This window comes from [Clostridium] scindens (assembly GCF_019597925.1).
Classification (GTDB): Bacteria; Bacillota; Clostridia; order Lachnospirales; family Lachnospiraceae; genus Clostridium_AP.
In genome coordinates this window covers 2,043,869-2,069,964 of sequence record NZ_CP080442.1, presented here as the reverse complement: position 1 = coordinate 2,069,964, position 26,096 = coordinate 2,043,869, and the positions used below count along the sequence as shown (strand labels likewise).

Annotated in this window: 23 protein-coding genes and 1 riboswitch; of the genes, 20 read left to right on the top strand and 3 right to left on the bottom strand. The window is 50.0% G+C overall.

Annotated features, from left to right (window positions below; genetic code table 11):
• Positions 1-7: 7 nt before the first annotated feature.
• The 8 genes from K0036_RS10010 (at position 8) to K0036_RS09975 (ending at position 11,572) form a co-directional block, all read left to right on the top strand.
• A complete protein-coding gene (locus tag K0036_RS10010; protein WP_220429651.1) occupies positions 8-655 on the top strand; it encodes a Vitamin B12 dependent methionine synthase activation subunit in 648 nt (215 codons plus the stop codon).
• A gap of 55 nt (positions 656-710) precedes the next feature.
• Positions 711-3,098, top strand: coding sequence for a homocysteine S-methyltransferase family protein (locus K0036_RS10005; protein ID WP_220429650.1), 2,388 nt, complete (start codon positions 711-713; stop codon positions 3,096-3,098).
• 135 nt (positions 3,099-3,233) lie between these two features.
• Positions 3,234-4,745 (top strand): 4Fe-4S dicluster domain-containing protein, encoded by a 1,512-nt coding sequence (locus tag K0036_RS10000; RefSeq protein ID WP_220429649.1) that lies wholly within the window; start codon positions 3,234-3,236, stop codon positions 4,743-4,745.
• A gap of 123 nt (positions 4,746-4,868) precedes the next feature.
• Entirely contained in the window at positions 4,869-7,508 is a 2,640-nt protein-coding gene (alaS, locus tag K0036_RS09995; RefSeq protein WP_220429648.1) for an alanine--tRNA ligase, read from the top strand.
• A gap of 199 nt (positions 7,509-7,707) precedes the next feature.
• Positions 7,708-7,787: riboswitch (glycine riboswitch) on the top strand.
• Between the two features lie 75 nt (positions 7,788-7,862).
• Positions 7,863-9,227, top strand: coding sequence for an APC family permease (locus K0036_RS09990; protein WP_025643422.1), 1,365 nt, complete (start codon positions 7,863-7,865; stop codon positions 9,225-9,227).
• A 97-nt stretch (positions 9,228-9,324) separates the two neighbouring features.
• Positions 9,325-9,501 (top strand): 30S ribosomal protein S21, encoded by a 177-nt coding sequence (gene rpsU, locus K0036_RS09985; RefSeq protein WP_004054229.1) that lies wholly within the window; start codon positions 9,325-9,327, stop codon positions 9,499-9,501.
• Positions 9,502-9,603: 102 nt separating this feature from the next.
• The gene (locus K0036_RS09980; protein ID WP_025643423.1) at positions 9,604-10,200 is read left to right on the top strand and encodes a putative ABC transporter permease; all 597 of its coding nucleotides are present in this window, start codon (positions 9,604-9,606) and stop codon (positions 10,198-10,200) included.
• 127 nt (positions 10,201-10,327) lie between these two features.
• Positions 10,328-11,572: an aspartate aminotransferase family protein gene (locus tag K0036_RS09975; protein ID WP_220429647.1), complete on the top strand. Its 1,245-nt coding sequence runs from the start codon at positions 10,328-10,330 to the stop codon at positions 11,570-11,572.
• Between the two features lie 15 nt (positions 11,573-11,587).
• On the opposite strand, the gene K0036_RS09970 is transcribed toward K0036_RS09975, so the two are convergent.
• Positions 11,588-12,511, bottom strand: a complete 924-nt coding sequence (locus K0036_RS09970) for a cation diffusion facilitator family transporter (RefSeq protein WP_025643425.1) — start codon at positions 12,509-12,511, stop codon at positions 11,588-11,590.
• 79 nt (positions 12,512-12,590) lie between these two features.
• Between K0036_RS09970 and K0036_RS09965 the strand changes: the two genes are divergently transcribed.
• Positions 12,591-13,394 (top strand): DUF3114 domain-containing protein, encoded by an 804-nt coding sequence (locus tag K0036_RS09965; RefSeq protein ID WP_259283272.1) that lies wholly within the window; start codon positions 12,591-12,593, stop codon positions 13,392-13,394.
• On the opposite strand, the gene K0036_RS09960 is transcribed toward K0036_RS09965, so the two are convergent.
• Entirely contained in the window at positions 13,349-13,939 is a 591-nt protein-coding gene (locus K0036_RS09960; RefSeq protein WP_025643427.1) for a Maf family protein, read from the bottom strand. The genes K0036_RS09965 and K0036_RS09960 overlap by 46 nt on opposite strands.
• A gap of 166 nt (positions 13,940-14,105) precedes the next feature.
• On the opposite strand from K0036_RS09960, the gene K0036_RS09955 reads away from it, so the two are divergent.
• From K0036_RS09955 to K0036_RS09935, 5 genes are read left to right on the top strand one after another with little or no spacing between them, the layout of a single operon-like run.
• On the top strand, positions 14,106-14,642 hold the full coding sequence (locus tag K0036_RS09955; protein WP_004606002.1) for a prolyl-tRNA synthetase associated domain-containing protein: 537 nt from the start codon (positions 14,106-14,108) through the stop codon (positions 14,640-14,642).
• 33 nt (positions 14,643-14,675) lie between these two features.
• Positions 14,676-16,388, top strand: a complete 1,713-nt coding sequence (locus tag K0036_RS09950) for an ABC-ATPase domain-containing protein (RefSeq protein WP_220429645.1) — start codon at positions 14,676-14,678, stop codon at positions 16,386-16,388.
• Complete coding sequence (rsmD, locus tag K0036_RS09945; protein WP_025643428.1) at positions 16,385-16,954, top strand: 16S rRNA (guanine(966)-N(2))-methyltransferase RsmD; 570 nt, start codon at positions 16,385-16,387, stop codon at positions 16,952-16,954. Before K0036_RS09950 ends, rsmD begins: the two co-directional genes overlap by 4 nt.
• Positions 16,948-17,436: a pantetheine-phosphate adenylyltransferase gene (coaD, locus tag K0036_RS09940; protein ID WP_004606005.1), complete on the top strand. Its 489-nt coding sequence runs from the start codon at positions 16,948-16,950 to the stop codon at positions 17,434-17,436. The genes rsmD and coaD overlap by 7 nt, the downstream gene beginning before the upstream one ends.
• A gap of 3 nt (positions 17,437-17,439) precedes the next feature.
• The gene (locus K0036_RS09935) at positions 17,440-18,069 is read left to right on the top strand and encodes an ATPase (RefSeq protein ID WP_220429644.1); all 630 of its coding nucleotides are present in this window, start codon (positions 17,440-17,442) and stop codon (positions 18,067-18,069) included.
• Here the strand turns inward: K0036_RS09935 and K0036_RS09930 are convergent.
• Positions 18,061-18,987 carry a nucleoside recognition domain-containing protein gene (locus tag K0036_RS09930; RefSeq protein WP_220429643.1) on the bottom strand — a complete coding sequence of 309 codons (927 nt, stop codon included), beginning with the start codon at positions 18,985-18,987 and terminating at the stop codon, positions 18,061-18,063. The two genes, K0036_RS09935 and K0036_RS09930, sit on opposite strands and share 9 nt — an antisense overlap.
• A gap of 121 nt (positions 18,988-19,108) precedes the next feature.
• On the opposite strand from K0036_RS09930, the gene K0036_RS09925 reads away from it, so the two are divergent.
• The 6 genes from K0036_RS09925 (at position 19,109) to K0036_RS09900 (ending at position 26,090) form a co-directional block, all read left to right on the top strand.
• Complete coding sequence (locus K0036_RS09925) at positions 19,109-20,557, top strand: aminoacyl-histidine dipeptidase (RefSeq protein WP_220429642.1); 1,449 nt, start codon at positions 19,109-19,111, stop codon at positions 20,555-20,557.
• 80 nt (positions 20,558-20,637) lie between these two features.
• The gene (locus K0036_RS09920) at positions 20,638-21,351 is read left to right on the top strand and encodes a M23 family metallopeptidase (protein WP_025643431.1); all 714 of its coding nucleotides are present in this window, start codon (positions 20,638-20,640) and stop codon (positions 21,349-21,351) included.
• A 69-nt stretch (positions 21,352-21,420) separates the two neighbouring features.
• Positions 21,421-22,800, top strand: coding sequence for an RsmF rRNA methyltransferase first C-terminal domain-containing protein (locus tag K0036_RS09915; protein WP_025643432.1), 1,380 nt, complete (start codon positions 21,421-21,423; stop codon positions 22,798-22,800).
• Positions 22,800-23,525: a pseudouridine synthase gene (locus tag K0036_RS09910; RefSeq protein WP_025643433.1), complete on the top strand. Its 726-nt coding sequence runs from the start codon at positions 22,800-22,802 to the stop codon at positions 23,523-23,525. Before K0036_RS09915 ends, K0036_RS09910 begins: the two co-directional genes overlap by 1 nt.
• Entirely contained in the window at positions 23,503-24,186 is a 684-nt protein-coding gene (locus K0036_RS09905; RefSeq protein WP_081702086.1) for an HAD family hydrolase, read from the top strand. Before K0036_RS09910 ends, K0036_RS09905 begins: the two co-directional genes overlap by 23 nt.
• The gene (locus tag K0036_RS09900; protein WP_220431297.1) at positions 24,186-26,090 is read left to right on the top strand and encodes a YgiQ family radical SAM protein; all 1,905 of its coding nucleotides are present in this window, start codon (positions 24,186-24,188) and stop codon (positions 26,088-26,090) included. Before K0036_RS09905 ends, K0036_RS09900 begins: the two co-directional genes overlap by 1 nt.
• Positions 26,091-26,096: the final 6 nt, after the last annotated feature.

Below are 26,096 nucleotides of genomic sequence, written 5' to 3'. Positions count from 1 at the left end.
TAAGAAAATGGATACAAGGACGAAGGAAGCAGTTCGTTACTTGGGATATGGAAGGCATGCGGTAGATGATCACACGCTTGCGCTGGTGGAAAGTTCCTTCAGGGAACTGGAAGAGGCGGCGGGCAGAAGAATCATCTATCGCATTTTTGACTTGAATTTCCAGGATGACGGCTGCATACAGATCGGACAGATGAACATTGAAAGCAGGAATCTCAGGAAGAATATGAATGGATGCGAGAAGGCGATCGTTCTGGGGGCAACTTTGGGCGCCCAGGTGGATCTGCTGATGCGAAAGCATGCCCTGTCAGATATGGCGAGGGTAGTCACGCTGCAGGCCTGCGCTACCACGATCCTGGAGGAATACCTGGATGACTGGCAGGGAAAGATGGAAGAAGAGATGGCGAAAGAAGGCCTTTATCTAAGGCCCCGGTTCAGCCCCGGGTATGGCGACTTCTCCATCGGGCATCAGGAAGAGATCCTCCGGATGCTGGATGCCGCCAAGACCATCGGGCTTACGATGACGGCCGGAGGCATGCTGACACCGATGAAGTCTGTGACGGCGGTGATCGGCCTTAGCAGGATCAAGGCGCCATGTCATATCAAAGGATGCGAGGCCTGTGAAAAGACAGACTGCGTATACCGGAGATGTTCATAGACGAGACAAGAGTATTTACAGACAGAGAAGATAAGAGGGCAAAAGGAGCAGATAGATGTTATTAGAACGACTGGGAAAAGAACTACTATATTTTGACGGAGGAATGGGCACTTTGCTTCAGTCCAAGGGGCTTAAGCCCGGCGAACTTCCGGAAGTATGGAATATCGAGCACGCGGACGAGGTGGTGGATATCCACCGCCAGTATTTTGAGGCTGGAAGCGATATCGTGCTGGCTAATACGTTTGGCGCCAACGCATTGAAGTTCCACGATGCCTCCTATGATTTAAAAGAGATTGTCAATGCGGCGATCGAAAATGTCAAGAAAGGCGCTTGCCTGGGAGCAGGCGCTGGCAGGAGGACTTATACGGCGCTGGATGTGGGGCCCACTGGAAAACTCTTAAAACCCATGGGAGACTTGGAATTTGAAGAAGCCTATGAAGCCTTCCGGGAAGTAATGAAGTATGGGGAAGAGGCGGGAGCCGACCTGATCCATATTGAGACCATGAGCGATACCTACGAGGTTAAGGCGGCCGTGCTGGCAGCGAAAGAAAATACGGAGCTTCCCGTATTCGCAACGATGATTTTTGACGAGAAGGGCAAGCTTCTGACCGGAGGCGATGTGCCATCCGTGGTCGCCCTGCTGGAAGGCCTTCGGGTGGACGCGCTTGGAATCAACTGCGGAATGGGGCCAGAGCAGATGCTTCCCATTCTGGAAGAGATTCTTGCCTATACGTCCCTTCCCGTTATTGTCAAGCCCAATGCGGGGCTTCCGAAGCAAAGGGACGGGCAAGTCTATTATGACGTGGATCCGGAACAGTTCGCCCAGACGATGGAGAAGATTGTCCATATGGGAGCCTGCGTCATCGGAGGCTGCTGCGGGACAACGCCAGGGCATATCCGCGCCATGATTGGCAGGACGAAAGGATTGTCCGTTGTACCCCCATCTCGCAAAGACCTGACCATCGTATCCTCTTATGGGAAGGCGGTCGTGCTGGGAGAGAAGCCAGTCATCATCGGAGAGCGGATCAATCCTACCGGAAAGAAGAAGTTCAAGCAGGCGCTAAAGGACCATGATTTGGATTATATCCTGAAGGAAGGAATCATGCAGCAGGATAAGGGCGCCCACATATTAGACGTGAATGTGGGGCTGCCGGATATCGACGAGGCTGCCATGATGCAGGAGGTAGTGACACAGCTCCAAAGCGTGACCAGCCTGCCGCTCCAGATTGATACCGTTGACGCAAAGGCTATGGAAGCTGCCATGCGGATCTACAATGGAAAGCCTATGGTAAATTCTGTCAATGGGAAGAAGGAATCCATGGATGAGGTATTCCCGCTGATTCGGAAGTATGGCGGCGTAGTAATCGGCCTTACCATTGACGAGGAGGGCATTCCCCAGACAGCAGAAGGAAGAGTCAAGGTAGCAGGAAAGATCATTGAAGAGGCCGGAAAGTACGGGATAGACAAGAAAGATATCGTGATTGACGTGCTTGCCATGACCATCAGTTCGGAGCCGGAAGGAGCGAAAGTGACCCTGGATGCCTTAAAGGGCGTCAGGGAGGCTTACGGCGTCCGCACGGTGCTGGGCGTATCCAACATATCCTTTGGGCTTCCATACCGGCCAGCGATCAATTCCAACTTTTATACGATGGCCATGCAGAACGGACTGAGCGCGGGAATCATCAATCCTTCCTCAGAGGATATGATGCGTTCCTATTATTCCTTCTGCGCGCTGATGAATTATGACAGCAACTGCGAGGCTTATATCCGCCAGTATGGAAGCCAGCCTGTACTTCCCGCATCATCAGAAGGCTCCAGGATGACCCTTAAGGAGGCCATTGAAAAAGGCCTCAAGGAAGAAGCGCACCATGCGACGCGGACGCTTCTAAAGGAGCAGGAGCCGCTTTCCATTATCAACCAGTATCTGATTCCGGCCCTGGACGTGGTGGGAAAAGGATTCGAGAAGGGAACCATCTTCCTGCCGCAGCTTCTAATGAGCGCGGATGCAGCCAAGATCGCCTTTGCGGTGCTAAAAGACGAACTGGCGAAAAGCGGCGGGGATATGGAGAAAAAGGATAAGATCATTCTGGCCACAGTCAAGGGAGACATCCATGATATTGGCAAGAATATCGTGAAGGTGCTGCTGGAAAACTATAGTTTCGATGTGATTGATCTGGGAAAGGATGTTCCCCCTAAGACGATCGTGGAGACGGCCATCAAGGAAGAGGTAAGCCTGGTAGGCTTAAGCGCCCTTATGACCACCACCGTGACCAGTATGGAAGAGACGATCCGGCTGCTGCGTAAGCATAAGCCGGACTGTAAAGTCATGGTTGGCGGAGCTGTGCTGAACCAGGATTATGCGGATATGATCGGAGCGGACTTTTATGGCAAGGACGCCATGCAGTCTGTCTATTATGCCCAGCGCATATTCGGACATGAATAGGCAAGTCAAGATATTCCTGCTGTAAAATCTTGTAAGATTGTATGGAATCCTGAACATGGAAACGTATTGACATTTTTTTGTCAATTAATTATAGTATTACCAGAATCTACGAAAGTTTAGGAGGAAGTTCGGCTTATGATGAGAGGAATCGATACGACCGTCAGAAGATTAAGAAGAAGAGTATTCGAGGAAGTGGCAAGGCTTGGATTTAAAGCCAACGCTGACACGCTGAATGACGATATGGAAGCCATTCCATATAAGATGGTAAATGAAGAGACCCAGAAATACAGAGAGAGCGTCTACCGTGCCCGCGCGGTCGTGCGCGAGCGTCTCCGGCTTGCCATGGGACTGTCTCTGCGCCCGGAGAATAAGCCGGTGCATCTGACCGCTGGCGTGGAAGCCAGCAATATATCCGACAAATATTACGAGCCCCCGCTTATGCAGGTCATTCCTTCTGCCTGCGAGGCCTGCGAGGAACGAGGGTACGAGGTCAGCAACATGTGCAAGGGCTGCCTCGCCCATCCCTGTATAGAGGTCTGCCCCAAAGACGCGATTTCCATGGTAGGGGGGAAATCCTACATAGATCAGGATAAATGCATCAAGTGCGGAAAATGCAAGTCCGTCTGTCCTTACGATGCCATATCGAAGAAAGAACGTCCCTGTCAGAAGGCCTGCGGCGTAGGAGCCATCGAGTCGGACAGCATGGGACGCGCCCATATCAATAATGACAAATGTGTTTCCTGCGGAATGTGCATGGTCAGCTGTCCGTTTGGAGCCATTTCTGACAAGTCCCAGATATTCCAGCTGGCAAGGGCATTGACGGAAGGGGACGAGATCGTGGCCGAGATCGCGCCTGCGTTCTACGGGCAATTCGGGGACAACATCACGCCAAGGAACTTAAAGGCCGCCCTTCACGAACTGGGCTTCTGCGAAGTGTATGAGGTAGCGCTGGGGGCGGACATCGGAGCGATAGCCGAGGCTCATCATTATGTGAATAAGGTTAGTACCGGAGAACTTCCGTTCCTGCTTACGTCCTGCTGCCCATCCTGGGCAATGCTGGCGAAAAAGCAGTTCCCGGATCTGATCGACCAGGTATCCCAGGAGTTGACGCCGATGGTAGCCACTGCCCGGACCATCAAAAAGGAACACCCGAACGCGCGGGTGGTATTCATCGGGCCATGCGCGGCCAAGAAACTGGAGGCAATGAGAAGAAGCGTCCGAAGCGACGTGGACTTCGTGGTGACCTTCGAAGAACTGCAGGCCATGTTCGATGCCAAGGATATCGACCTTAAAGAATACGAGGCGGAATCCTCCTTCCATGATGCCACCGGGGCAGGAAGAGGATACGCGGTGGCCGGGGGCGTTGCAGAGGCCATTGAAAAATGCATCAACGAATATTATCCGGGTGTGGACGTCAACATCGAGCATGCGGAAGGGCTTGCCGAGTGCAAGAAGATCCTGGCTCTTGCAAAGGCAGGCAAGATGAACGGATGCTTGATCGAAGGCATGGGATGCCCGGGCGGATGTGTCGCGGGAGCCGGAACCAACCTTCAGGTTGCAAAGGCTCAGAAGAAGGTAAAAGAATTCGTGGCCGGCTCATCGAAGAAAATACCGTCCAAAGAATTAGAAGAAATTGAATTAAAGTAAGGATAAAGAAGCAGGCGGAGCGTTGACAAACCGCCTGCTTCTCTTTATAATTAAAACTTAGCCATACCGTTGCAATACAAGGATATGAAACATATATATAGAATAAGAAAGCAGGAGGAAGTTATGCAGAAATACGGAGTTAATGAATTAAGAAAGATGTTTCTTGAATTCTTCGAGAGCAAGGGACATCTTGCAATGAAAAGTTTTTCGCTGGTGCCCCACAATGATAAGAGTCTGTTGCTGATCAACTCAGGCATGGCGCCGCTAAAGCCATATTTTACCGGACAGGAGATTCCGCCGAGCAAGCGGGTGACCACTTGCCAGAAGTGCATCCGCACCGGGGATATTGAGAATGTAGGAAAGACCGCCCGTCATGGCACCTTTTTCGAGATGCTTGGGAACTTTTCGTTCGGAGATTACTTTAAAAAGGAGTCTATCCGCTGGACGTGGGAATTCCTGACGGAGGTCGTCGGACTGGATCCGGACAGGCTCTACCCCTCCGTGTATCTGGATGATGATGAAGCGTGGGAGATCTGGAACAAGGACATTGGAATCCCGGCCGAGAGAATCTTCCGGTTCGGAAAGGAAGATAATTTCTGGGAGCATGGCTCAGGCCCCTGCGGCCCATGTTCCGAAGTATACTATGACAGAGGAGAGAAATATGGCTGTGGCAGACCGGACTGTACGGTAGGCTGCGAATGCGACCGCTATATGGAGATCTGGAACAACGTCTTTACCCAGTTCGACAACGATGGCGATAATAATTACACGGAATTGGAGCAGAAGAATATTGATACCGGGATGGGTCTGGAGCGTCTGGCCTGCATCGTGCAGGAAGTAGACTCCATGTTTGACATTGACACCATGAAAGCCTTAAGAGATCATGTCTGCCGCCTGGCAAATGCCGAATATGGCAGAGATGAAGAGACGGATGTCTCCCTGCGTGTCATCACTGACCATATCCGTTCCGTAACCTTTATGATTTCTGACGGGATCATGCCTTCCAACGAAGGCCGGGGATATGTGCTCAGGCGTCTCCTGAGGCGTGCCTTAAGGCATGGAAGATTGCTTGACATTCCAGGAGAGTTCCTGGTTGAACTGGCACAGACTGTGATCGAAGGCTCCAAAGATGGATATCCGGAATTGGAAGAGAAAAAGGAATTTATCTTTAAGGTAATTGCCAAAGAAGAAGAGCAGTTTAACAAGACCATTGATCAGGGACTGTCCATTCTGGCCGATATGGTGACGGAGATCGAGAAAAAGGGGGAAAAGACCCTGGATGGCCAGAATGCGTTCAAACTCTATGACACCTACGGATTCCCGCTGGATCTGACGAAGGAGATCTTGGAAGAGAAGGGAATGGCCGTCGATGAAAAAGGCTTCAAAGAAGCCATGGAGATCCAGAGGAAGACGGCCCGCGAGGCCCGTGAGGTTACCAATTATATGGGGGCGGACGTGACGATATACGAGTCCATCGATCCTGGCATTACCACGGAATTCGTCGGCTATGACAATCTTTCTTATGAGTCCGAAGTTACGGTGCTCGCTACGGATACGGAACTGGCAGACGCGCTTTCCGATGGCGAGCGGGGAACCGTATTTGTTAAGGAGACCCCATTCTATGCCACCAGCGGCGGCCAGGAGGCGGATAAAGGAATCATCCGCACCGCGGACGGCGAATTTATCGTGGAGGATGTGGTAAAACTTCTGGGCGGCAAATTCGGCCATATTGGCTATGTATCAAAGGGCATGATCAAGGTTGGGGACAAAGCAACGCTGGAAGTAGATCCGGATAACCGGATGCTTTCTGCCAATAACCACAGTGCCACCCACCTCCTTCACAAGGCGCTTCGCATGGTCCTGGGCAATCACGTAGAGCAGGCAGGATCCTCTGTCAATGCGGACAGGCTGCGTTTTGACTTTACGCATTTTTCTGCCCTTACGGAGGAAGAATTAAAGAAGGTGGAAGCAATCGTCAATGAGCAGATCATGAACTGCCTGAACGTAAAGGTTCAGAATATGCCCATCGAGGAGGCGAAAAAGACTGGTGCGGCAGCGCTTTTCGGAGAGAAATACGGCAGCATCGTCCGTGTGGTAAGCATGGGAGACTTTTCCATCGAATTCTGCGGCGGCACGCATGTGGCCAATACTGGCGTCATTACCGCATTCAAGATTCTTTCAGAGACAGGTGTCGCAGCAGGTGTTCGGAGGATTGAGGCATTGACATCCAAAGGGCTGTTGAAATATTATGACGAACTGGAAGAAAAACTCCATGAGGCAGCGAAACTGTTAAAGGCTGCCCCGGATAAGCTGACGGAGAAGATCACCCATCTCCAGGCAGAAAATAAAGCGCTCCACAGCGAGGTGGACAGTTTAAAGAGCAAGCTTGCCCAGGATGCCATGGGAGATGTGATGGACCAGGTCGTAGAGATTAAAGGCGTCAAGCTCCTTGCGACAAAGGTAGAGGGCGTGGACATGAATGGCCTGCGCGACCTTGGCGACCAGCTGAAGGAAAAACTAGGCGAAGGCGTCATCGTGATCGCGTCAGCAACCGACGGAAAAGTAAGCCTGATGGCTACAGCCACAAAGGGCGCTATCGACAAGGGAGCCCATGCGGGAAACCTTATTAAGGCAATTGCCGGCCTTGTCGGCGGCGGTGGCGGCGGACGTCCGAACATGGCCCAGGCGGGCGGCAAGAATCCTGCAGGCATGGAGGATGCAATCGCGAAAGCGGCAGAAGTTCTGGAAGGCCAGCTGGCGTAATTGTCTGTTCCTTGTCAGGAAGGTTACAAAAATAACTATGGTTGACAGTAAATAGGATTTCACATATACTATTTACAAATGAATATTGCCAGATGAAGTAGCGAGGAAGATTTCCGTATGATACACTCGGAAAACCGATGAAGCAATCAGAGAGGCTCCTAACCGCTCTGAGAAACTTTCAGGTGCCAATACCCGCTATGGATGGGACTCTGGAAAGAGCCTTTTTTATAAGGCCACCGTAGAAGTAAAACTTTCAGGTAAAAATACAGAGGGTACAGGACCGTTATTTGCGTGTCTTGTACCCTCTTTTTTATCTGAAAAATTATTTAAAACGAAGCAAAGGAGATAAGAGTTATGGAAGAGAAGAAGGGACTGAAGAAGAATCTGGGCGTTGCGACTGCCATGGCGATCGTGGTTGGCTGCGTCATCGGCTCCGGCGTGTTTTTTAAGCCGCAGGCTATCTACACGGCTACAGGAGGGGCACCGGGACTCGGCATGATTGCCTGGATCATCACCGGGCTTGCAAGTATTGCCGCGGCGCTTACTTTCGCGGAGGTTGCTATCATGATTCCAAAGACAGGAGGAATGGTGGCGTATCTGGAAGAAATTTACAATCCGGTGGTAGGATTCCTGGCAGGATGGGTCCAGACCATATTGTTCTACCCGGCCATGACGTCTGCCCTGGCAGTTGTATGCGCCCAGCAGGCGGCACTGTTTATCGGCGATGGATTCACGGTGCCCCTTGCGATTGGCATTATCATCCTGATCATCTTTTTAAATAGCCTGGGCTCAAAGGTAGGCGGCAGCGTGCAGATCATCTTTACCGTCTGCAAATTGATTCCTTTGATTCTGCTAATGATATTCGGATTCATAAAGGGCGGCGGGGCAAACCCGATCTTTACGCCAATGGTGGGAGACGGGCTTAGCCCGGCGGTTGTCCTTGGGCAGCTGATGGTTGCCATCCTGTTTGCTTTTGAAGGATGGACCAATGTAGGCGCTATTGCCGGGGAGATGAAGAATCCGGGAAGGGATCTTCCTATTGCGATCGTTGGCGGCGTATCCGTGATCATGGGCGTCTACTTTATTATCAACATTTCATACCTCTGGGTTCTTCCGGCAAGCGAGCTGGCGGGAATGACAGCGCCTGCTTCTGCGGTGGCCCTGAAGATCTTTGGAGATGTGGGAGGCAAGATTGTTTCCGTCGGCATCATGATATCCGTGTTTGGCGCCTGCAACGGATTTGTATTATCCGGCTCCAGAGTGGCATATTCCCTGGCAGCGGAAGGCAATTTCCCATTCAGCAAGTCTCTGGCAAGGCTGAATAAGGCGCAGGTTCCTACAAATTCCATCATCCTGGTAGGAGGAATTGGCTGTATCTATGCAATCAGCGGGCAGTTCAACCTGCTGACGGACCTTGCCGTATTTTCCAGCTGGACCTTCTATACGCTTACTTTTATCGGCGTTATGAAACTGAGAAAAGACCGTCCTGATGCGGTCAGGACTTATAAAGTGCCGCTTTATCCGGTGGTGCCATTGATCGCGATCATAAGCGGAATCTACGTAATCATTAACCAGATATTCATGTCCGGGCTGCAGTCAACGCTGCTGTCCGCAGGCAGTATCGCAGTGACGCTGATCGGCCTCCCGGTCTATATGGCAGTCAGCAAACGGAAATCAGTAAATAATATCGTGAAAAATGATGAAAAAATATTGACGTAGAGGAAATATGTGCTATAATCTTATGTAGTGCAATAAAAATACCCGAACAGTCGTATGATGCACAATATAGGACTGGAGGGAGGTTAGGTGTGAGACTATGTCAAATGTAATCGTTAAAGAGAACGAGACGTTAGATAGCGCTTTACGCAGATTCAAAAGAAACTGTGCGAAAGCTGGCATTCAGCAGGAGATTCGTAAGAGAGAACATTACGAAAAGCCAAGCGTAAGACGTAAGAAAAAATCTGAAGCTGCTAGAAAACGTAAGTATAACTAATATGTGCAATAAATAGAGTGTTGGACGATTCAACACTCTATTTTTATGTAATAGGAAATGGTGTTTCCTATCGCTGCACGCTTTTTCTATAAGGAGACTATTATGTGGTGGAACAAGGTGATATTTGGATGGAGTGCATATCATGTGGTGCTTTGGTTTCTGGTCTATAGCATTATGGGCTGGATTGTGGAATCTATCTATATGTCAGTCTGTAACCGCAAGCTGACCAACAGAGGATTTGCAAAAGGGCCTTACTGCCCGATATATGGCGTAGGGGCGCTGACGGTATTCTTTATATTACGGCCATACAGCCAGAATCCTTTCACGCTGTTCGTGCTGGGAATGGTGCTGGCTACGGCAATCGAATTTCTGACTGCATTGATCATGAATAAGATATTCGGTGAGATCTGGTGGGATTACAAGGAGAAACCGTGCAATTATAAAGGAATTATCTGTATGGAAAGTTCGATAGCCTGGGGCTTCTATACGCTTATGCTGTTCTTCTTCCTGCATAATGTCGTGGTAAATCTGGTGGATGCCATTCCGGTCATTGCCGGCAGAATCGGAGGAACGCTTATAATCGCATTGTATATCTGCGACTTCTTCCATACCATGTATCAAGAGAAGAAGGATGACATCCCGGACAAGGTCTGGGAACTGAAAGACAGTTTCAGAAGCCTGTTTTCCAAAGAATCCTAAAAAAGTATTGACCTTTCAGAAATGGAAGTATATACTGGAGACGTTAAAGGCAAGGGTGCCGTATCATAGATACGGCGCCCTTTTTGTATTCGACGGCATGTAGGAAAAAGAAAGCGAGGAGAAGGCGATGAGACTCAAAGACACAGGATTGACACCCCGGGAACTAAAAGAAATAGCAGAGAAGTATATGATTGAGACTTATGAGCGTTATGATTTTATCGCAGAGCGGGCAGAAGGCATGTATCTCTATGACCATGAAGGAAATGCATATCTGGACTTCTATGGAGGCGTGGCGGTGAACAGCCCCGGAAACCGGAATCCAAAGGTGATTGCCGCAATCAAGGAGCAGGCGGATGACATCGTGCATACGTTCAACTATCCTTATACCGTGCCTCAGGCAATCCTGGCAAAGAAGATATGCGATACGATCGGGATGGATAAGATATTCTATCAGAATTCAGGGACGGAAGCCAATGAATGCATGATAAAGATGGCAAGAAAGTATGGCGTCGACAATTACGGCCCGGAAAGATACCATATCATCACAGCCAAAGGCGGATTCCATGGAAGGACTTATGGAGCCCTGTCTGCCACAGGGCAGCCGGATGGCCCTATCCAGGACGGATTCAGGCCTGTCCTTCCGGGATTCTCCTATGCCAGATTCAATGATCTGAAGGATTTTGCGTCAAAGGTAACTAAGAATACCATTGCCATCATGATAGAACCTGTACAGGGGGAGGGAGGCGTTCATCCTGCCACCCGGGAATTCATGGAAGGGCTGCGCAAACTGTGCGATGACAATGACATGCTTCTTCTGCTGGACGAGGTGCAGACCGGATGGGGACGTACCGGGGCACCAATGGCATACATGGGATATGGGGTGAAGCCGGATGCCGTATCCATGGCAAAAGCCATGGGCGGAGGCATGCCTATCGGCGCATGCTGCGCGACAGAAAAATTAGCGCGCGCATTCGGGACAGGAACCCACGGCTCTACCTATGGAGGCCATGCGCTGGCATGTGCCGCTGCGCTTGCTTCTGTAACGGAGATTCTAGATAAGGACCTGAGTAAAAATGCCAGAGAAGTGGGCGCGTATATGCTAAAGAAGATGGCAAGGCTTCCCCATGTGGCAGAAGCAAGAGGCAGGGGACTTCTTGTGGGATGTGAATACGATCTGCCGATCGCAGTAGAAGTAAAGCATGAGGTGCTGAACAGGCATGCCTTGATCACAGCCATTGGAGACAAGGTGAACCGGATGATTCCGCCGCTGACCGTAACGAAAAAGCAGGTAGATGACTTGATGGAGATCTTGAAAGAGTCTATCGGCGCGGCAGCAAAAAAGTACTACGAAAAAGGCCAAAAATCCGCCTAGGATTTTGTTATTTTCTTAGACTTCCGTCTCGTCATTGTATTCAATGTCAGGAAGCAGTTCGAAATAAAAATCCTGGTACTCTTTGGAGAGGGCCTGTATGATGAATTTCTGCACGATACGGAACCGGGAGATGGAGACTTCGTCGCGGTCAAAAGTAATATAGACGCTGATCCATAATTTACGGCCTGTCCGAACGATGTCGAAGTAGAGTTTGTCGTAGCCGTAGGCATCCAGTATCGGCGTTATAATGTCTTTGATATTCTGCACCGTCTCTTCTTCGGGCGGCAGAAGGAACAGATCTCTAAGGCCGGTTGTCACGGCGCGTACCGGCACTGGGAGCATAAAGATCGAAAGGATGATGGCGATGGCCTGGTCGAGATATTTGGTAAGGGGAACAAACCATTCGGCCTGGATGAGCAGAGGGAGAAAGAAAGCGGCAGACATTCCTAAGGATGCCACCGCGTCGATCTTCCATTCCTGAATCTCCATAGTGACGATAGGCGAAGTGAGATCTGCGTTCATACGCCTTAAAAGAAGAATGACGATAAAGCTGATCACGGTAGCCGCAAGTTCAAAATAAGCCACTGCGGAAAAGTTTACGTGCCGGCCGCCGTGAAGGATGATCTGGATATTATTTACAATCAGCCCAACGGTTACGGCAACCATGATGGCGCCCCTTACGACGACAAACAAGGATTCAATCTGCAGATAGCCAAAGGGGCGGCTTTCGTTGGAGGGCTTATAAAGCAGGGGAACCAGGGACAAGGATACGAAGATCATCAAAAGTTCCACGCCATCGTAGACGGCATCCAGAAGGACAGCCTGGGAACTGGTATAGATTGCCATGAGCAATTCCAGTCCAACGAAGACGGTGCTGCCGGTCAGGGATATTTTTAAGGCTGATTTTTCGGATTTTTGCTTTAACTGGCTTGAGTGCATGATCATTCTCCTTTTTTTGCTATGGAATATAATAACATAGGAAGAAAAACGCTGCAAGGACAGAACGGGAGGAATGCGTATGTATCCGGATCCTATGGAACTGCTTCGAAAATGCGGCGGATATCTGGATATTCATGGCATGCTGCAGCTGGGGCATGGATTCGTGTTTGACAAGAATACGCCGCCTCACAGCGAAGCGTTCGGACATTATGCAGAAAGCATCCGTGCCTATTGCGGCGAACAGGGAATCATGGGGCTTAAGAATGTCACGCAGGCACGAATGCTGCATCAGTTCCGCATGTACATCGACCGCCACAATATCCGCTATATCAGAGGGCGCTTTAAGAAGCCTGGAATGACGGATGAAGAGGCTCTGGAATTATACGTGCATAAGCCGGCAGTTGCAGGTGGGCTGGGAGGGCAGAGACTGCTTCGGGAGCCTGCCCGGCTTCACAATAAATACCCGTCCGATTCCGATTACAAAAGGTATGCGAAGGGCAGGGAAAATAAAAAGCGCCTGTCGCCGGATTTCCATGCGGAATTCATTGTAGATATCCATGGAAATTTTGTGAGCCAGTGGAACGTGCTGGAAGAAGATCAAAAAGGCAGGGTCATCAGCGACATAGCATACTATCGCCGCAAATATCAGAAAACAGGAGAAGCATATGACTGGGAAGGCGCACAGCGTCAGATTATGGATACGGAATCCTTTAATTACGCTAACGCCAATGATGTGATGCATAAAATACTGGATATCAAGCCGCCGCAAAGGTATGATACAGACCTGCGACGGCAGATCTCCTCAGGATGGAAGAGCCCTTCCAAAAAAAACTATGATTATGGAAGTGACAAAGGAGATACGTACTCCCGGAGCAGTTCCTGATAGAGTCTGCTGACGGGAAGGCCCACTACATTGTTATAGTCTCCACGGATGCATTTGACGTGAATGGCAAAAGGCCCCTGGATGCCGTAGGCTCCCGCCTTGTCTAAGGAATCCCCTGTCTCTGTGTAGGAACGCAGGTCCTCCTTGCTGATCGGATAGAAGGTGACATCCGTGGCTTCAAAGAAGGTACGGGTATGGACCTGGCCTCCTTTGGCCATGATCAAAGAGACGCCGGTAAAGACCTGATGGGTCCGATCTGCCAGCATGGCCAGCATATCATAGGCTTCTGACTGATTGGCGGGCTTTCCAAGAATTTCCCCGTTGTATGCGACGATGGTATCCGCGCCGATCACCACGCAGTCTGCATCCCCATAATGTTCATATACATCACGTGCCTTCTGGGAAGCCAGTTCCATGACGATTTCCGAAGGCGCGTCTTTTGTGATCTTTTCTTCTACGGAGGAAGGGATGACTTGAAAACGGAATCCTGCCTGCTCTAACAATTCTTTTCTTCTGGGGGATGCCGAGGCTAAAATGTATTTCATTGATGATTCTCCTTTTATTTTAATTCCTTTATTTTGATTCCTTTGTGCATATTATAGCAGAATATGATATAATATGCACATTGTATTATGCGAAGGATTTGCAAAGGCGTCAAGGATTCGCTATAATGTTAAAAATAGGACAATAGGATAATGGAGGAAGAAGAAAATGTATATCAGTGAAATCAGGACATCGGCTCCGACAGATGAAAGAATGCCATTGGAAAGAAAGATGTATGACACGCTGGACAAGTTAAAGATACCATACGAGCAGGTGGACAATGATCCGGCGGCTTCCATGGAAGAATGCGCGGCGATCGATAAAGCCATTGGCACTCAGATCCGCAAAAACGTATTTTTATGCAACCAGAAAAAGACGACCTTCTTTCTGCTGGTAATGCCTGCGGACAAGGCGTTTGACACGGCATCTTTCAGCAAGAAGCTGGGAGTATCCCATATGTCTTTCGCGCCGCCGGAGAAGATGATGGAGCATTTAGGGACGACGCCAGGCTCAGCAAGCGTGGCAGGGCTCCTGATGGATGAAGACGACTATGTGCAGGTAATCGTGGATAAAGAAGTAGCTGAGGCAGAATGGTTTGGATGTAATCCGGGCATCAATACCAGCCACTTAAAATTCAAGACGAAGGATCTGCTTAACAAGTTCCTTCCTTCCATCCACCACAGAGCCAGAATCGTGGATTTATAAGATTGGATTTATAGAGCAGGAGAACAGTGGCAGATGAAGACAGCAGAAGATTTAAGACGGTTATTGGAACGAATAGACCACCGGAGTTATCCGGCCTACAAAGATACAAGGGGCGCATACCAGTTTGGCAAATATGTGCTGTCCATAGACCATGTGCAGGGCGATCCTTTCGCTGCGCCATCCAGATTAAGCGTCAAAGTGCCGGGAAAGGTGGCTGCCTTTCCAAAGGAACTGTATGACAAGAAGCATAAGCGGATCGCGCTGCAGGATTATCTGACCCGGAATTTCTGGAGGCAGACGGAGCATTATTCTTATCAGGCCAAAGGTTCCGGGAAAAGCGGCGTCATATCCATCTCCAGATGCGGACAGGAAGTCCTGGAGAGAACTGCCTGCAAGGTTGATGAAAGAAGCGGGGATGTGACGGTGCGATTCGAGGTAGGCTTTCCGGCAAATGGAAGGACCATCAATGCCAGGGAACTGATTAAGATCTTGTATGATTATCTGCCGCCTTGCGTGGACAAGGCTTTGTGCTACCCCAGTCTGGATCCGGAAAAGGCAAGAAGGGTCATGGAACTATCCGTTGACCAGGCTTATATCCGAAGCCATCTTGATGAGATGGGCCTGGTGGCGTTTATCGCAAACGGATCAGTACTGCCAAGGGAATCCGGAGTATCCCAGCGTCCGATGAAGGGAGGGATACCTTTCGTATCTCCTCCTTCGATGGAAGTGACCCTGGATCTTCCCTATAGGGGAAGGATTAAGGGTATGGGAATCCGCAAAGGGGTTACACTGATCGTAGGCGGAGGATATCACGGGAAATCTACGCTTTTAAAGGCTCTGGAAACAGGCGTATATCCGCATATCGCCGGAGATGGCAGGGAGTATGTGGTTACTGAAGATACTGCGCTTAAAATACGGGCGGAAGATGGAAGAAGCATTAAGCGGACGGATATTTCCATGTTCATAAGCGATCTTCCAAATGGCAAGGATACCGTTTCCTTTGAGACGGAGGATGCCAGCGGAAGCACTTCACAGGCCGCCAATGTAGTGGAAGGCCTGGAAGCGGGTGCCAGGACATTCTTGATCGATGAAGATACCAGCGCTACCAACTTCATGGTGCGGGACGAACTGATGCAGAGAGTCATCCACCGGGATATGGAGCCTATCACCCCTTTCATTGAGCGGGTGAGGGATCTGTATGAGATATTCGGAATATCCACGGTCATCGTGGCCGGAAGTTCCGGGGCATATTTTGAAGTGGCTGACCAGGTGGTGCAGATGGACCGGTACGTGCCAAAAGAGATTACCGCTCTTGCGAAAGACGCGGCCAAAGAGTATCCGAAGCTAATGCTGCCGGAAGAGAAGCCTGCGCGGCCTTCCTTTGATCGCATGGTCAGAAGCAATCCGGGTATCAGGAGCAAAGGAAGAGTCAAGTTAAAGACATTAGGCAGGGACGGCGTGATGCTGAACCATGATACCATTGATTTGAGATATGTAGAGCAGCTGGTGGATTCAGAACAGTTGACCAGCCTGGGGAATATCGTAAGATATCTGGAGGAAAAATTGTTTGACGGCAAGAGAACCCTGGGACAGGCCATTGAAGAGATGAATCAGAGACTTGCAGCGCAGGGGCTTGACGTATTGAGCGAAGGTGGCTGCGTGGCAGGAAATCTGGCGCTTCCAAGAAAGCAGGAGATCTACGCCTGCCTGAACCGATACCGGCAGTTAAGGGGGAGTGGAAGATGAGAGTGATCGCAGGCAGCGCAAAAAGAATCCAGTTAAGGACGCTGGACGGGATGGATACCCGGCCGACGACGGACCGGATCAAAGAGACTTTGTTTAACATGCTGGCACCATACCTGTATGACTGCATGTTCCTGGACCTATTCGCGGGAAGCGGCGGCATCGGCATCGAAGCGCTGAGCCGTGGAAGCATGGAGACCGTATTCGTAGAGAAGAATCCGAAGGCTATGGCCTGCATCAAAGAAAACCTTACGCGTACCCATCTGGAGCATAAGGCCATGACCATGACGATGGACGTCATGACCGCCTTATATAAGCTGGAGGGAGAAAAGCAGTTTGACTATATATTCCTGGATCCGCCTTACGGGAAGGAACTGGAGAATCGGGTGCTTGAGTACCTGGCAGATTCGAGCCTTGTGGCTGCAGAAGGCGTAATCATCGTAGAGGCGCTCAAAGAGACGAAGTTCGACTATGTGGAGGACTTGGGGCTCAATATTATCAAGACCAAAGAGTATAAGACGAATAAGCATGTGTTTATAGAGCCGTCAGGAAGGAAAGAAATATGTTAAAAGGAATCTATCCGGGCAGTTTTGACCCGGTCACTTATGGACATCTGGACGTGATTGAAAGATCTTCAAAATTGGTTGATGAATTAATCGTCGGAGTATTGAATAATAAAGCAAAAAGCCCGTTGTTTTCCGCAGAAGAACGTGTTAGAATGTTAAATGAAGTAACAAAAGACATGCCAAATGTGACGGTAGTTCCATTTGAGGGACTGCTGGTGGACTTTGCCCGTAAGATGGATGCGGGATTGGTTATACGTGGATTGAGGGCAATTACAGACTTTGAATACGAACTGCAGATGGCTCAGACGAATCATAAGATGGAACCTGATGTTGAGACTGTATTTTTAACCACAAGCCTGGATTATTCGTATTTGAGTTCTACCACAGTAAAAGAAGTGGCGGCTTTTGGAGGGGATATTTCTCAGTTTGTACCAGGAATCGTTGCAGACTTGATAGAAGAGAAGATGAATAAAAGGAGAGTGTAAATTATGAGCAGCCGTATTGAGCAGATTATTGAAGAGATTGAGGAGTATATTGACAGTTGCAAGTTCCAGCCGCTGTCTACGTCGAAGATTATCGTGAACAAGGATCAGATGGATGAACTGCTCCGTGAACTTCGCATGAAGACGCCGGATGAGATAAAGAGGTATCAGAAGATTATTGCCAACAAGGATGCGATCCTTGCGGATGCCCAGGCCAAGGCTGACAGTATGATCGAGGAAGCGCAGATCCATACCAATGAGCTGGTCAGCGAGCACGAGATCATGCAGCAGGCGTATGCCCAGGCCAATGAGATCGTGACGGCAGCCACAGAGCAGGCGCAGCAGATCCTCGACAACGCAACGAATGATGCCAACGATATTCGTATTGGCGCGATGCAGTATACAGATGATCTTCTGTCAAACGCAGAGAGCATTATCGGGCATACGCTTGACAGTTATACGACCAAATATGACGGTCTTGTGAATTCCTTGCAGGAGTGTTATGACATGGTTCGCAACAACCGTTCGGAACTGGAGATTCCGGAACAGTCCCAGAGAGGTCTTGAGGCAGAATACGGAAGTTATGAGCCTGAACCGGAATACGATCTGGTTGATGAAGACGACGAATTAGAATAATCGAATATAAGTATAGGCAAGCAGGCTGGTTACCAGAGTGGTAATCAGCTTTTCTATTATGTAGGGCGTGATAGGAAGCCTGGTTCCCTGCACCATGGACCGGGTCTGGGCAACGCTGCACCATCCTCCGAAGGAAGTAAGTGCCAGGGACAGGACGAAGCAGGTATCTGCGGACAGGGGCGAGGCGCACAGCAGAGGGATTCCAGTGGTCATTTCCAGGGATGGAAGGAGCAGGAGAGAGAACAGGAAATGATCAAGAGGCAGTTTCTGGAGCAAAGCGATCAGAATGGAAAAAAGCATAATATATCCCCCCACCTTCGTGATGGTCTCAAATCCGTTCATGATGCAGGAATCCATCAGGCTTGCGGCGGCTGCTTTTGGAAGCGGCGGGCATCCGGAGGAATGGATTCTCGCACCTGGCCGGTAGTAGATCCGAAAGAGGAAGCTGCATAGGATCGGAGAGAGAATCAGAATCAGCAATGCAGGCATAGTGCGTGACGTATCCTTTAGATTCTGCCATACGACGTAGCTGATAATGAACATAGGGCTGGTGTTGTTGGTAAACGATAGCAGATATTCCCCTTCCTGCCAGGTGATGTACTGCTTTCTAACCAGGTCGGCAGTCACTTTTCCGCCCATGGGATAGCCGCACAGAAAGCCCGCGATGATGGCGAAAGAGCCGTATCTGGTCACGCCGAAGAGCCTGCACATGACTGGCCCGAAGACTTTTGAGATGGCATCAATGGCTCGGGTACCGATCAGCAGGTTTGAGATGATCATAAAGGGAAGTAAGGTTGGCAGAATTACATTGAACCATAAAAGCAGCCCGGAACTTGCGCCTTTGAACACCGGCTGTGGAAACAGCAGCATAAGGACAAACAGCGCGATGACGCAAAGGGAGGTAAAGTATCGTTTCATGCGGTTTTAAATCCAGTCATATTTCTTTAGTTTTATTCTATGGAATCGGTTGATTTTTTATGTGGGCTGTTTCATAATAGAACATAGATATAGGTTAATTTAAGAAAAGAGGATAACTAAGATGGCAGTATTAGAGAAGGTAGAACCTGAAAAAGTATTTCGATTTTTTGAAGATTTGTCCAGGATTCCCCATGGCACTTTCGATACACGGCGAATCAGCGACCATTGCGTAGCATTTGCGAAGGAAAGAGGCCTGGAGGTGATTCAGGACAAAGTGGGAAATGTCATAATCAAGAAGCCGGGGACGCCGGGATACGAGGACTCAAAGCCAATAATCCTCCAGGGGCATCTGGACATGGTTTGTGAGAAAAAGCCGGGATCTGTCCACGATTTTACAAAAGACGCCCTTGAATTATATGTGGAAGACGGCTTTGTAAAGGCCAAAGACACTACGCTTGGCGGAGATGACTGTATAGCGGTGGCGATGGTTATGGCAGTGCTTGACAGCAGCGATATTGCGCATCCTCCGATCGAGGCCCTGTTCACCATCGACGAGGAAGTGGGGATGACAGGGGCAAAAGCGGTGGACTGGTCATTGCTTAAAGGACGGACGCTGATCAATATCGATTCGGAGGAAGAGGGGATCCTTACGACGGGATGCGCAGGCGGTATCCAATATGAGACAAGGCTTCCTATCCACAGGGAGAAGAAGTCCGGCAGCCTGATCACCGTCAAGATCCATGGCCTAAAGGGCGGCCATTCAGGCGCGGAGATCCACAAACAGCGTGGAAATGCCCACAAGATGATGGGGCGGCTTTTATACCGTATTACCAAGGAGATTCCTGCGGATCTGGTGGAGATTAATGGCGGTACCAAGGACAATGTGATTGCCATGGAGTCTGTGGCAGAGATCCTTGTTCCAGAATCCCAGGCGGAAAAGGCGATGGGCATGATTCGCGAGCTGGCCGGGATCTGGAATGACGAATTCTTGAATGACGAGCCTGATCTGGCGGTGGACATGAAGGTATCCCATGATTCTACGGTGGACGTGTGCGACCAGTATTCTACGGATCGGATCGTGGCTTACCTGGAAATTTGTCCAGACGGCCTGCAGGGATTCAACCGCAGCCTCAAAGGAGTGGTAGAGTCTTCGCTGAATATCGGCATTGTGGAGACGGCATCCGATTATATCAGAACCGTGCATTTGATCAGAAGTTCCGTGGAAAGCAGGAAGACCCAGCTCTTCGAGCAGGTGGAGCAGTGCGTGAAGGCGCTTGGAGGTACGGGAACGATCACCTCGGAGTATCCCGCATGGCAGTTTAATCCGGATTCGAGGCTTCGAAGGATTATGGAAGATACATATGAAGAACTGTATGGCGTTAAGCCGGCTATATCAACCATGCATGCAGGACTGGAATGCGGATTGTTCGTAGGACAGCAGCCAGATCTGGACTGCGTATCCGTAGGACCGAATATCCCGGATGTCCATTCCTTCCGGGAAAGGCTGGATATTGAGTCTACCGGACGTACCTGGGAATATTTGAAAAAAATTCTTGAAAATTGCAGATAACCCGGCAGGAAGAGCCGGATCCCTACAGGCATAGGGATCCGGCTCTTTTGCATATAGTGATAAAAAAAGGAATTGACCTTATGAATCAGAAAACACCGGGAAGAATTCTGCTGGCCATATTGCTGCTGGCCTTATTTACAGTACTCGGAACCGACTATTTGAAGGAACTGAGCCATTACAATACCCTCCAGAAAAAGACGATAGAGGACGAAGAATATCGGAGGGAATTCTTTTGCGATGCTATGAGAAAGCACGAAGGCCTTCTGTCTGAAGCGTGCAGAAAGATGCTCTCTAATGTGGAAAACGAAGTGACTTATTTCCCAATCCCCGAATCCACTGTGGATAAGTCGCTGAAAGTCTCCTATGTTGACAGCTGGATGGGAGAACGGAAATATAAAGGAACCAGCGGGCATGAAGGGACGGATATTATGGCATTGAAGAACGAAAGAGGCGTCTATCCTGTGCTCAGTATGACGGACGGAACAATTACAAACCTGGGCTGGCTGGAGAAAGGCGGGTACCGGATCGGCGTGACGGCAGATAGTGGTACTTATTATTACTACGCACATTTGGATTCCTATGCGAACATCCAGAAAGGGGACCGGGTGAAGGCCGGACAGCTGCTGGGCTATATGGGGGATACCGGATATGGGGAAGAGGGGACGAAGGGCAAATTTGACGTGCATCTCCATGTGGGAATCTATTCTTATGAAGAAGGCAGGGAAGTCAGCGTAAATCCTTACTATGTGCTGCTGTATCTGGAAAATAAGAAATTAAAGTATGCATATTCCTAGAGTTATACCATGGAATATGTTATACTTAACTACATATGTAAAAAAATACTTACTGACGGAGGATGGATAATGAATCTACCCAGCGCATTCGAGGAAAAGATGAGAGGACTCTTGCAAGAAGAGTTTGATGAATATATAGCTTGTTACGAGGAGCCAAGATACTATGGCCTGCGGGTTAATACAGCCAAGATAACGGTGGAAGAATTTGAACGGATCTGCCCTTTTGAGATAACGCCGATTCCATGGATTGAGAATGGATTCTATTATGACGGAGAGAACGTGGCGCCGGCGAAGCATCCATACTACTTTGCGGGGCTTTACTATCTGCAGGAGCCAAGCGCCATGACGCCGGCCAGCCGTCTTCCGGTGGAGCCGGGAGACAAGGTGCTGGACGTGTGCGCCGCGCCGGGAGGCAAGGCGACGGAACTGGGAGCAAGACTAAAGGGCCAGGGGATATTGGTTGCCAATGATATCAGCAGTTCCAGGGCTAAGGGACTTCTTAAGAACATGGAAGTTTTTGGGATTGGCAATATGCTGGTGCTAAGTGAAGAGCCGGGAAGGCTTGAACAGTATTTCCCGGAGTATTTTGACAAGATCCTGATTGATGCCCCCTGCTCGGGAGAGGGGATGTTCCGCAAGGATAAGAAGATGGTGAAGGCTTGGGAAGAGCATGGGCCGGAGTTCTTCAGCAACATTCAGAAGAATATCATCCTCCAGGCAGCACGGATGCTAAAGCCCGGGGGCATGATGCTGTACTCCACCTGCACCTTTGATGGCAGGGAGAATGAGCGGATCATAGAGCACCTTAGGGAGGCCTGTCCCGAATTCCAGATTCTGAAGATCAGCCCTTATTCCGGCTTCTGCCAGGGAATGCCACAGTGCGCTAAGAACAATGATCCGGAACTTGCGAAGACGGTGCGGATCTTTCCGCACAGAATGAAGGGGGAGGGACATTACCTGGCGCTTCTGAGAAAAGGCGAGGCGCAGAAGAAAGCGCCGGAAGAATTAAGAAAGAAGAACACCCGGAAGATGCCGGAAGAGTTGGAGCAATTCTTTCGTGACGTATCCTGGAATCTGGAAACGCAAAGGCTGGATATCCGGGGAGAACGGGTTTATTATATGCCGGAAGGACTTCCGGATGTGCGGGGAATCCGTTTCCTGCGAACCGGCCTTCTTCTGGGCGAATTGAAAAAGAACCGGTTTGAGCCAAGCCAGGCGCTGGCTATGTGCCTGAAAAAGAGCGAGTATGCCCATTGCATTGATCTTCCGGCAGAAGACGAACGGGTACGAAGGTATCTGAAAGGCGAGACCCTGGAACTTGCTGACATGACGCTGCCCATCAGCAAGGGATGGTGCCTGGTATGCGTGGACGGATATCCCTTAGGCTGGGGCAAGCTTGCCGGAGGAGCATTGAAGAATAAGTACCTGCCGGGATGGAGGCTATGCTGATGATACGTCTGGATAAGTATCTGGCGGATATGGGAATCGGAACCCGCCAGGAAGTAAAAAGATACATCCGTCAGGGACGGGTGAGCATTGACGGCAATCCTGCCAAGTCGCCGGAGACGAAAATAGAGGAAAAGGCGCGCAAGATAACCTTTGACGGCAGAGAAGTGGATTATGCGGACTATGAGTATTATATGCTAAATAAGCCGTCCGGCGTCGTGTCTGCCACGGAAGACGCAAGATGTACGACGGTCGTCGATCTGATCCGGGATAAGAAGCGAAAAGACCTCTTCCCGGTTGGCCGGCTCGACAAGGACACGGAGGGGCTGCTTCTTATCACGAATGACGGACAGCTTTCCCATCGGCTGCTGTCGCCCAGGAAGCATGTGGACAAGACTTACTACGCGCAGGTGGCCGGGCGGGTCACGAAGGAGGACGCAGAAGCCTTCCGTGAGGGCGTCAATATAGGAACCGAAGAGAAAGAAGAATGGACCAGGCCGGGCGTGCTGGAGATTCTAAAGAGTGAGGAAGTATCAGAGATCCGCCTCACTATCCAGGAGGGGAAGTACCATCAGGTGAAGCGTATGTTCCAGGCCGTGGGCAAGGAAGTCCTCTACCTGAGGCGGGAATCAATGGGCAGCCTGAAACTGGATGAGACGCTTAAGCCGGGGGAATACCGGCCGCTTACGAAGAAGGAGTTAGAAGATGTTGCAGACGAAAATGCTTGAAGATGTGGAAGCGATTATATTTGATATGGATGGAACTCTGATTGATTCGATGTGGATCTGGCCTTCCATAGACGACGACTATCTGGCAAAGTATCATTTGACAAAGACCGACAGTTTCCATGAAGATATGGAAGGTATGAGTTATACGGAGGTGGCCCAGTTTTTCCTGGACACATTTCCGGAACTTGACCTCACCCTGGAGGAAGTGATGGATGAATGGATGGATATGGCGTATGATAAATATATGACCCAGGTAGAACTTAAGGAAGGCGTTCGTGATTTTATCCTGGAGATGAGAAGACAGGGAAAGAAAATCGGGATTGCCACTAGCAATGCCAGGAAACTGGTGGATGACACGCTTCGGGCCCTGGAGGTAGAAGAACTGTTTGACTCGGTGAGAAGCGCCTGCGAAGTGGCTGCGGGAAAGCCTTCTCCGGATGTCTACCTTCTGGTGGCGAAAGAGATGGGCGTATGCCCGGAAAACTGCCTGGTGTTCGAGGATGTTCCCATGGGCATTCTGGCCGGGAAAAATGCCGGTATGAGAGTATGCGCGGTGGATGACGACTTTTCCAGGCCCCAGGAGGAGAAAAAGAAGAAACTGGCGGATTACTACATACAGGATTATTATGACATCAAGAAAGAGACTTACGAGGTATTATGATGGAAACAGGATTTTTGCCGATTTGCAGGAAGGATATGGAAGAATTGGGATGGGACAGGCCTGATTTCATCTATGTGTCAGGAGACGCGTATGTGGATCATCCTTCCTTTGGCCATGCCATCATTACCCGTTTATTACAGGCGCATGGATATAAGGTATGCATCATCGCGCAGCCGGATTGGAAGGACAAGCGAAGCATTACGGAATTCGGGGAGCCAAGATATGCATTCCTGGTATCTGCCGGCAATATGGATTCTATGGTAAATCATTATTCCGTGTCAAAGAAGCGCAGGCGCACGGATGCATTCACCCCTGGCGGCGTCATGGGGAAACGACCGGATTACGCTACGGTGGTTTACAGCAACCTGATCCGCCAGGTCTACAAGAAGACGCCGATTATTCTGGGCGGGATCGAGGCAAGCCTAAGGCGGCTTGCGCATTACGACTACTGGTCTGACAGGCTGAAGCGCTCCGTCCTTCTGGATTCTGGCGCGGACTTGATCTCCTATGGGATGGGGGAACGGTCTATCGTTGAGATTGCCGAGGCGCTGGAGAGCGGAATCGACATCAAGGACATTACGTTCATTCCAGGAACCGTATACCGGACCAAGAGTTTGGAGAGCGTCTACGACGCCATATCCCTGCCCGGGTATGAAGAAATGAAAGAAGAGAAACTTGCGTATGCGCGCAGTTTTTATACCCAGTACAAGAATACGGATCCATTTACCGGAAAGAGGCTGGTCGAGCCGTATAATGAGCATCTGTACGTGGTACAGAATCCGCCGTCCATGCCGCTTGATGAGTCCGAGATGGATCAGGTCTACGGATATCCGTATAGGAGGACGTACCATCCTTCCTATGAGAAGCTGGGAGGCGTGCCAGCTATCGCGGAAGTGAAGTTCAGCCTGATCAGCAACCGGGGATGCTTTGGGGGCTGCAACTTCTGCGCCCTTACCTTCCACCAGGGAAGGATCTTGCAGACAAGAAGCCATGAATCCCTGCTTGATGAGGCCAGGAGGCTTACGGAGGATAAGGATTTCAAAGGATATATCCATGACGTGGGAGGGCCTACGGCTGATTTCAGGCAGCCTTCCTGCGAAAAGCAGCTGACTTGCGGCGTGTGCAAGGAAAAGCAGTGCCTGTTTCCGAAGCCTTGCAAGAACCTGAGGGCAGACCATAAGGATTATGTCCGGCTGCTGAGAGAATTAAGGGCGCTTCCAAAGGTGAAGAAAGTGTTCATCCGTTCTGGCATCCGCTTTGACTATGTCATGGCGGATAAAGACGATACATTTTTGCGGGAATTGTGCAAATATCATGTCAGCGGGCAGCTGAAGGTGGCTCCCGAGCATGTCTCGGACGCAGTCCTTAAGAAGATGGGAAAGCCGGAGAATAGCGTATATCAGTCATTTGTAAAAAAGTATAAGAAGATCAACCAGGAGATTTCCAAGGATCAGTATCTGGTTCCCTATCTGATGTCTTCCCATCCGGGCTCTACTATGAAGGATGCCATCAAGCTGGCGGAATATCTCCGGGATCTGGGCTATATGCCGGAGCAGGTGCAGGATTTTTACCCGACCCCGTCAACCATATCTACCTGCATGTATTACACAGGCGTCGACCCCAGGGATATGTCGCCCGTATACGTGCCGAAGAATCCGCATGAGAAGGCCATGCAGCGCGCGCTGATCCAATACCGGGATCCGAAGAACTATGATCTGGTAATGGAAGCCTTGCGAAAGGAAGGCAGGATGGATCTTGTGGGATTTGAAAAGCATTGTCTGATCAGGCCGAGAAAGATAGATAAGAAGCCGGACAGAAAATCAGGAAAGAAGCAAGGAGCGGATTCTCAGGCAAATACCAAGAAGAAGACGATCCGTAATGTGCATAGAAGAAAGAAGAAGTAAGGAGAT